The organism is Stieleria sedimenti (genome assembly GCF_025060895.1).
Taxonomy (GTDB): Bacteria; Planctomycetota; Planctomycetia; order Pirellulales; family Pirellulaceae; genus Stieleria; species Stieleria sedimenti.
This window is the reverse complement of the sequence record NZ_JANZKV010000390.1, coordinates 1-7,629: the sequence shown is the minus strand read 5'-3', so window position 1 is coordinate 7,629 and position 7,629 is coordinate 1. Positions and strand designations below refer to the sequence as shown.

Genomic DNA, 7,629 nt, shown 5'->3' with positions numbered 1-7,629 from the left:
GGTATTGGGCTAAAGCCGCCGACTGTCGCTGCGTCGCAGCGACCGGGAATCGCCTAACGGCTAAACACCAACGATTGCTGAACCTCTTGTTGCTGTTCCTGCCCCCCTTTCCGCTCCGCCCACACTCCGATAGCGGCGTTTCGCAGTTCGACGTATTCTAACCGCTGCGCGACTGTCACGGAGCGAAGCAATGCACCCTCCCGTCGCGGATTGATGATTCGGTTCTCGACCGTGAACGATCTTTTCGAGCATTCCCCGTCGGCGCATCTCGACGCCGGCCGCTCGGTCTTTCGGCGGAACGAGAAAGGCGGCCGAACCCACCGATCCGACGACCGCTGCTGGCTTGCGTTTCAGTCACCCGACAAGTCCTTTTCTCAACGAGGTGATAGCTGTGAGTAGGTGGAGACTTTGGTTTGCGATCTCGATCCTGGGATCGCTTTTCCTGCTGGGCCCGATGGGTGCCGCGGCGGCCCAGGAGGCGACGGAGACAACCGCGTCGCCGGCGGGCATGACCGATGAGCAAATCGGCGACGGGCCGCTGGCCGCCCACAACGCGTGGATGCTGATCTGCTGCGCACTGGTTCTGTTCATGACCGCGCCGGGGCTGGCCATGTTTTATGGCGGTTTGGTGCGGCGCAAGAACGTGTTGAGCGTGATGATGCAGTGCATCTTCTTGATGGGACTGATGACGGTGATCTGGGCGATCTACGGTTATTCGCTCGCCTTCGGCGGATCCGGCGGCTGGATCGGCAACACCGACTACCTGTTCATGAACGGGGTGCAACGGGAATGGAGTGAAGCGCTCGGCAAGCCCGTCACACCGATGGAAGGCAGCATTCCGCGGCTGACCCACATGTTGTTCCAAGGCATGTTCTTCATCATCACCCCCGCCCTGATCTGCGGCGCGTTCGCCGAGCGGATCAAATTCAGCGCAATGGTGATCTACTCGATCCTGTGGGGCACGCTGATCTATTGCCCGCTTTGCCATTGGGTCTGGGACGGTGGGCCGCTGGCCTATGGCGAAGCCAGCATCATGGGCGGCGCGCTCGACTTTGCCGGCGGCACCGTCGTTCATATCTCCAGCGGTGTGTCGGCGCTGGTCGCCGCGATCCTGATCGGACCTCGCATGGGATTCCCCAACGAGCCCTTCCAGCCGCACAACCTGACCTACACCGCACTCGGTGCTGCGATGCTGTGGGTCGGCTGGTTCGGATTCAATGCCGGCAGCCAGTTGCTGAGCGATGGGGTCACCAGCAGCGCGTTCGCGGTCACACACTTTTCGGCCGCAGCCGGCGCGTTTGCCTGGGCCATGACCGAGTGGATCGTGCTGGGCAAGCCCACGGTCCTGGGCGCGAGCAGTGGTGCCGTTGCGGGGTTGGTGTGCATCACACCGGCCGCGGGATTCGTCCAACCCATGCCGGCACTGGTCATGGGCCTGACCGCGGGGATCCTCTGTTACCTGGCGTGCAGCAAGCTGAAGCACACGTTGAAGTACGACGATGCCCTGGATGCCTTTGGCGTCCACGGCGTCGGCGGAACCGTCGGAGCCATCTTGACGGGCGTGTTCGCCAGTCGCGCGTGCCTGGATGTCAGCGGCAATGGGACCAAGGTCGGGCTGCTCGAATCCGGCAACCCCGCGCTACTGATCGGGCAGATTGTTGCGGTTCTGATCACGTTCGCCTTCGCAGCGATCGGAAGCCTGATCTTGCTCAAGCTGATCGACATCGTCATCGGGCTTCGCGTCCCGGCCGAGAGCGAGCAACGCGGGCTGGACATCACCGATCACGGTGAAGAGGGCTATATGTTCGCGTAGGACCGACGACACGAAACAGCATGCCGATCGCGGCGGTGACCAACAGGGCTGCCGCCGCGATTTTTTGCGCCGTGCCGACCCCAGCGGCGACTCCTGCGGCGACCCCTTCGTGCGTCGCAGCGACACCGATCGACTCGGCAACGCTGCCCCACAAGAATGAACCGGTGGACATCGACAGCGCCAGCGCCGTCAAGTAACAACTCATCCCCCGCGCCCGCAATCGACTGGGCAACGTGATTTGTGCGGCCGTGTTCAGAGTCGTCAACGTGACCATCCAGCCGCACCCCATCACCAGCGTCGCCACCACCACGACCCAGCGCTGGGTCGAAGACCCCATGACCGCCAGTCCGCCGGCAAACACCAGCATGGCCAAAGCAATGGTCGCGTCGCCGCCGAAACGCCGCTGCAACACGGGCAAGAAACGCGCCGCGATCAATGCCCCGCCACCGACACAGGTGACCAACACTCCAAACCCGTCGGCCCCCCAATCCAATCGCTGACGGGCCACCAACGGCAACAGCCCCCACAACGCGCTGGCCGGCACGACGAACAGCCCCAGACGCACCAAGACGTGTCGCATCTGGTGATTGCGGTAAACGTAGCGCAGCCCCTGGTACAACGATTTTCGATAGGACAACCCACGCGAAGACTCGCGTCCCTGGCGACGCCACATCAACAACACCACGATCACGCCGGCGAACGAGATCGCATTGAACGAGAACGCGATCCAGGACCCCGCGACGGCCACCAACGCGCCCGCAATCGCCGGACCGGCAGACCGCGCCAAATTAAAATTGATACTGCCCAACGCGATCGCACGCGACAACTGGGGACGTGGCACCAACTCGGGAATCGACGCCTGCCACGTGGGGACGTGCAACGTCAGCCCCAACCCGATCAAGAACGTCAGCCCCAGCAACAGCCAGCTGGTCATCACGCCGGCCGCGGTCAGCGCCGCCAGACTCGCCGCGGTCAACAGCATCAGGACTTGGGTGGACAACAGCAATCGGCGTCGATCGACCCGATCGGCCAGCACGCCGACGGGAATCGCCAGCAAGACGATCGGCGTCGCCATCGCCGTCCGCACGGCGGAAACCATTTGCGGCGAGGCATCCAGGTCGGTCATCAACCAACCCGCGCCGATTTCATGCATCCACGTGCCGACGTTGGAAACGAACGACGCGATCCAGAACGAACGATAGATCGGGTTGCGCAGCGGCAACCAGGGCGAGCCGTTGTCGTCACCGGCCTCGCCATTGCTTTGTCGCCCCATGCCGTTTGTCGAGACCGAGTGCCGATCCCCCGATCGGACCAGCTCTACCGGCGGCGTCTGCGTGGAGACACCCGTCGCCTGATTGACGGCCTGAGGATAGGGTTCGGAGAACTCGTTCGGTTCGTTTCGCACGTCTTCCATCACTACACCATCGCACCCGATCAAATTTACGACTAGGGCCCCAACAGGGGCCTCAACTGCATCCCGCCAACCGACAACCATGCCGATCACTCCGATGAACGCCTACGACTGGATCCTTTTCGATTCCACCGGCACCCTGCTGACCCCGGATCCCGAGCCGGCGCGGGCGTATCACGCCGCCGCCGTCGCCCTGGGCAGTGAACATTCGTTTGAAGCGGTGCGTCAGAATCTGAAAGCCGCCATGAAACGCCATTTTTTTGGCGACACCGTCGACCAGCCGACCGACGAGGCGGCCGAGCGACGGCGGTGGCGACGGATCGTCGCCGACACGATTGGTGATTTACCGCCGGATTTGCCGCCAGGCGATCTCGACGGCTTGGCCGGCGACGGCGTGTTCGGTTCACTCTGGAACCACTTCGCTGCCGCCGACGCCTGGCGCTTGTATGAGGATGCCCTGCCCGCCATCGAGCGACTGAAATCCAAAGGCTACGCGATTGCGGTCGCCTCCAATTTCGACCTTCGCTTGCGGACGATCTTGGAAGGAATGGGGATCACGCATTATTTCGACGCCGTCTTGATCAGCAGCGAGCTCGGCTGGTCCAAACCCAACACACGCTTTTACGACGCAGCAGTCAGTCGCATCGGGATCACCGATCGGTCCAGGTTACTGATGATCGGTGACACCAAACGGGGCGACGTGGATGCCGCCCGACAAGCCGGTCTGGATGCCCGGTTGCTGGTGCGAGATCGGCCCGACGCGTTGCTTCGCTTGACCAATGATTTGTAGACCGTCGTCAATGGCGCCTTGATGCATTTCACGAACGTGCAATCAGGCACCTGGCAGGTGGGTCGAAGGAAGCGAGGGGAGGTCGCGCTTCAAAAACACCGCGAAAGACCGGAGCGCTCGCGTCCTACCGTAAGAAAGATGCTTCACTCGCTCGCTTCCTTGCGTGCCTTGGCATCGTCCAGCCAAGATTTCAGCGCCGCCATGTCGCCCCTGGCCAACATTTCCCGGAGCGATCCCAGCGCATCGGAAAAGTGATCCAGTTGCCCCAAGATGGCTTCGCGATTGTGCACACAGATGGCCGTCCACATCGTCGGGTCTCCGGCCGCCACGCGCGTCATGTCTCTCCATCCGCTGCCGACCAGCGGCACGCATTCGTCATCGATCAGGCCGGCCAACAGCGAGGAAACCAGATGCGGCACATGACTGACCGCCGCCAACCGTTGGTCATGTTGCTCAGGCGACATCGAAAGAATGTCACCGCCGGTCTGCATCCAAAACGCGCCGGCCCGATCCACCGCCGCCGCCGGCGTGTGATCGCCGGGCGTCATGATCACCAGCTTGCCCTCGAGCAACGTCGCAGTGGCGTTTTCGACACCGGTCTTTTCGGATCCCGCGATCGGATGGGCGGCCACGAATTTCCGAGCCAGCGACGGTGACTGCGCCTCGATCTCGGCAACGATACGGGCCTTCGTGCTGCCGACATCGGTGATCAACGCGTCGTCACCCAACACTCGATCGGCAGCGATGGCTAGTTCGACGATCTTGTCGACCGGAGAGGCGACGACGACAACGTCACTGCCACGACACGCCGCTGCGATCTCCGTGAATCCTTCGTCGACCGCGCCGGCCTCGATCGCCGCACGACAACTTGATTCGCGTCGACTGTAGCCGACGACATGAACCCCACGCCGCCGCAACGCCATTGCGACGCTGCCGCCGAGCAGCCCGACACCGAGGATCGAAACGCGGCGGAGCCACGCCGGTTTTTCAGGAAGCGTTTGCATCTCAGCCCAAATCCGGCAATTGATGGCCCATCTTGGATCGCTTCGTTTCCAGGTAGCTCTTGTTGTGCTTGTTGACCGGCGTCACGATCGGCACCTGATCGACCAGCTTCAAATCGTAGCCGCGCAGGTTAAACGCTTGCTGCTTCTTGGGGTTGTTGGTCAGCAAGCGAACTTCGCTGATGCCCAGATCCTTCAAGATCTGCAACCCGACTCCGTAGTCGCGCATGTCGGCCTTGAAACCCAATGCGTGGTTGGCTTCGACGGTGTCCATCCCTTGGTCTTGTAGCGCGTAGGCGCGAATCTTTTGGGCCAGTCCGATCCCGCGTCCTTCCTGGGGCAGATAAACGAGCGCGCCGCGACCTTCGGCGGCAATCATCTCCAGGGCCATTTCCAACTGGTCGCCACAATCACATCGCAGCGACGCAATCAGATCGCCGGTGAAGCAACTGCTGTGCATCCGAACCAGCGGCGGCGTCTGACCTTCGGCCTGCTGGGACAGCTCACCGAGTGTCAACGCGATCGGTTCTTGATCTTCGAAATCGACCGAATAGACGATGATTTGAAAATCGCCGTACTTGGTCGGCAACGTCGCCTGGGCGGCGCGGTTGACCAGTTTTTCGCTCACGCGGCGATGCGCGATCAGTTGCTCGATGCTGATGATCTTGAGCGAGTTTGCCTTGGCGATGGCGATCAATTCATCCCGTGTGGCGCGGTCACCGGATTGGTTCAGGATTTCGCAGAGCACCCCGGCGGGCTGCAAACCGGCCATCCGCGCCAGATCGACCGCCGCCTCGGTGTGCCCGGCGCGACGCAACACGCCTCCCTTTTTGGCGATCAACGGATACACATGTCCGGGGCGGACGAAATCCTCGACCTTGCAATCCGGCGACGCGATCCGAAGAATCGTCTCGCTGCGTTCGGCGGCTGTGATTCCGGTCCGCGCGGTCGCGATGTCGATCGGGGTGACAAAGGCCGTACGCAGCGGCGCGTTGTTGTCCGAGACGACGGGAGACAACTCCAATCGCTTGCCGACTTCGGGCAGAATCGAAACGCACAATTGGCCGCGACCGCCGAGCATGAAATTGATCGTCTCGGGAGTCGCCTTTTCGGCCGCACAAATGAAGTCGCCTTCATTTTCGCGATCCTCCGCATCGACGACGATCACAACCTCGCCTCGTCGCACTGCCTCGACCGCGGCAGGGATGGAATCCAGGGAAAGGTCTTCGCCGGATAGCGAATCATTGAAGGGCATCGTGTGGCTTGGGGTGTCAGTGGGTCGGATGGTGGAGGGTCTGGTCGGTCCATTATTATACGGATGATGGCCAATTGCCCAATGAGCGGACCGATTGATGAGACGACAGCGGACCAGGAAGCGACCAATTTGCGTTTTGGTGGGTACTTGCAGTGTGATTGCAGGCATCTACAGCAGCGAAATTTCGGCGATTGCCGCAGACCCAGCCGGTCCGCCGACGCCTCCGGTCGCGGCAGATTCGGCCCCAGAGCGTCCCGACGCGACCGCGTTTGAGGTCAAAAAGATCGCTGATTTGCGGTTTTGCGGCGCGGACGGCGACGAGTTGGGCAGCGCGAGCCGCTGCGACGTCTATCTGCCGCAACCCAAGACGCCATCCCGGCAGGCGTCCGGGACGGCCCCCGATCGCCGCTGGCCGGTGGTGCTGGTCGTCCACGGCGGCGGCTGGGCGACCGGCGATAAATGGACGATGGAGCGTCACGCCCGGGATTTGGCGGGAAACGGCTTCGCCGCCGTCGCGATCAATTATCGGCACGCCCCGAGTTCAAAGTTTCCCGATCAAGTCGATGACGTACGCTCGGCTCTGGTCTGGATCACCGAGAACGCCCCCACCTACCACTGGGACACCGAGCGCGTCGGTCTGTATGGCTATTCCGCCGGCGGCCACCTGGTTTCGCTGGTCGCCACGCTGGCCGATGAACCCTGGCAATCCGTTCGTCAGACGACGTCCTGGCCGCAGCAAGACGAACGTTGGAAAAAGCTCCCGTCGATCGGTGCCGTTTGCATCGGTGGCCCGCCGACGGACTTTCGGCAGCTGCCACCGGACAACACGTCGCTGGCGTTTTTCCTGGGCGGATCGCGACGCGAGTTGCCGAACGTTTACACCGCCGCTTCGCCGATCTGTTTTACGTCTCCCAAAGACCCCCCGTTTCAAATCATCCACGGCGAAGCGGATTGGATCGTCCCGATCAACAACGCCAAGAATTTTCACCAGGCGCTGGTCGATGCCGACGTCGAATCGTCGCTACACACCCTGCCAGGCAACGGCCACCTGTTCGCCTTCCTCAGCCCAAAGCTGACCGATTGGATGCTGAAGTTCTTTGACGAGCAATTGGCAAAGTAGGGCATGCTGTGCATGCCAATCATGTAGGGCATGCTGTGCATGCCAATCATCACGCACAGCGTGACGTGCACCGCACGTCCCAGCACGCGGCGTCAGCCAGTGGCGCGTGATCCCTGCTTCCAAGGCTCCGCCTTGGAACGCAGCAATGCCGGTGTGGCTCTGCCACACGCGGTCCGCGGCCGGGAGGCGGGAGCCTGCGAAGCAATGTGTCCCCAGGCGGAGCCCTACGCCGTGAACGA

At 62.2% G+C, this 7,629-nt stretch carries 7 protein-coding genes; 4 read left to right on the top strand and 3 right to left on the bottom strand.

From position 1 onward, the window contains the following. Positions 1-454 precede the first annotated feature (454 nt). On the top strand, positions 455-1,813 hold the full coding sequence (locus tag NZK35_RS34130) for an ammonium transporter (RefSeq protein WP_407699873.1): 1,359 nt from the start codon (positions 455-457) through the stop codon (positions 1,811-1,813). On the opposite strand, the gene NZK35_RS34125 is transcribed toward NZK35_RS34130, so the two are convergent. Next, positions 1,776-3,227 (bottom strand): MFS transporter, encoded by a 1,452-nt coding sequence (locus NZK35_RS34125; protein ID WP_259637004.1) that lies wholly within the window; start codon positions 3,225-3,227, stop codon positions 1,776-1,778. The two genes, NZK35_RS34130 and NZK35_RS34125, sit on opposite strands and share 38 nt — an antisense overlap. A 79-nt stretch (positions 3,228-3,306) precedes the next feature. Here NZK35_RS34125 and NZK35_RS34120 point away from each other — a divergent pair, with 79 nt between their 5' ends. Then, positions 3,307-4,014, top strand: a complete 708-nt coding sequence (locus NZK35_RS34120; RefSeq protein WP_259637003.1) for an HAD family hydrolase — start codon at positions 3,307-3,309, stop codon at positions 4,012-4,014. A gap of 143 nt (positions 4,015-4,157) precedes the next feature. On the opposite strand, the gene NZK35_RS34115 is transcribed toward NZK35_RS34120, so the two are convergent. After that, the gene (locus tag NZK35_RS34115) at positions 4,158-5,018 is read right to left on the bottom strand and encodes a prephenate dehydrogenase (RefSeq protein WP_259637002.1); all 861 of its coding nucleotides are present in this window, start codon (positions 5,016-5,018) and stop codon (positions 4,158-4,160) included. A gap of 1 nt (position 5,019) precedes the next feature. Next, positions 5,020-6,270: a GTP cyclohydrolase II gene (gene ribA / locus NZK35_RS34110; protein ID WP_259637001.1), complete on the bottom strand. Its 1,251-nt coding sequence runs from the start codon at positions 6,268-6,270 to the stop codon at positions 5,020-5,022. 139 nt (positions 6,271-6,409) lie between these two features. Between ribA and NZK35_RS34105 the strand changes: the two genes are divergently transcribed. Both NZK35_RS34105 and NZK35_RS34100 read left to right on the top strand, forming a co-directional pair. Continuing rightward, positions 6,410-7,390, top strand: a complete 981-nt coding sequence (locus tag NZK35_RS34105) for an alpha/beta hydrolase (RefSeq protein ID WP_259637000.1) — start codon at positions 6,410-6,412, stop codon at positions 7,388-7,390. 39 nt (positions 7,391-7,429) lie between these two features. Then, positions 7,430-7,629: hypothetical protein (locus tag NZK35_RS34100; RefSeq protein WP_259636999.1), on the top strand; the 200-nt coding region annotated here is incomplete at its 3' end.

What these genes read in the sequence shown, in the direction of transcription:
- NZK35_RS34120 (WP_259637003.1), top strand. Translation starts at nt 3,307, where the DNA reads ATGCCGATCACTCCGATGAACGCCTACGACTGGATCCTTTTCGATTCC.
- ribA (WP_259637001.1), bottom strand. Translation starts at nt 6,270, where the DNA reads ATGCCCTTCAATGATTCGCTATCCGGCGAAGACCTTTCCCTGGATTCC.
- NZK35_RS34115 (WP_259637002.1), bottom strand. Translation starts at nt 5,018, where the DNA reads ATGCAAACGCTTCCTGAAAAACCGGCGTGGCTCCGCCGCGTTTCGATC.
- NZK35_RS34125 (WP_259637004.1), bottom strand. Translation starts at nt 3,227, where the DNA reads ATGGAAGACGTGCGAAACGAACCGAACGAGTTCTCCGAACCCTATCCT.
- NZK35_RS34130 (WP_407699873.1), top strand. Translation starts at nt 455, where the DNA reads ATGGGTGCCGCGGCGGCCCAGGAGGCGACGGAGACAACCGCGTCGCCG.